The sequence below is a fragment of the Leisingera sp. ABD4_442 genome (assembly GCF_056160905.1).
In genome coordinates, this window is record NZ_JBSWYB010000101.1 from 1 (window position 1) to 619 (window position 619).

At 67.2% G+C, this 619-nt stretch carries 1 protein-coding gene; it reads right to left on the reverse strand.

The window, feature by feature from the left end; genetic code table 11:
- Positions 1-619 (reverse strand): LamG-like jellyroll fold domain-containing protein (locus ACXAHG_RS23540; RefSeq protein ID WP_475061254.1); only part of this gene is annotated, 619 nt, incomplete at both ends.

Consider the following 619-nt stretch of genomic DNA (forward strand, 5'->3'; position numbering starts at 1 on the left):
GCACCGTGTTGTCGCCGCCGTTGCGGGTGATCATGCCGAGGCTGCGGTCCAGGTGGCCGTGGTGGCTGACGCCGTAATCCGCCAGAATGTCCAGGAAGATATCGCTGGCGCCGTGCAGCTGGCCGAAAGCCGGGGCCAGATCCTCCATCATCGCGGCCATTTTGGCGCCGGAGGCGGTGCCGGCCGCCTCCGCCAGCGCCAGCTGGCTGGCCTCGCCGAGCTGGCCGTCGAAGAGGCGCACATCGCTGATGGTGCCCTTGAACAGCGAGTGGGCCTCGCTGTCCTGGCTGTCGCGCCAGGCGCGGCTGCCACCGATCACCAGGGCATGATCATTGCCGGCAAGGCCCTGTTTGAACTGGGGTTCCGCCGCCACCAGCGCGCCGTCGAGCCAGATCATCAGCCCGTCCGCGCCGAAGCTTACCGAGATTTGGTAGGTCTGCTGCGCCGAGAGCACCAGATCCGGCACTTTGAGATATTCGGTCTCGCCGCCTCCGGACTGGGTCAGCACCAGGGTGCCGTCCTTGACCCAGAGCGTGAAATCGCCGTCGCCCGCACCGCTGCCGTCCTTGGACACCAGCGCCATGTCACCCGGCAAGCGGTCCAGCGAAAAGCTCAGCGA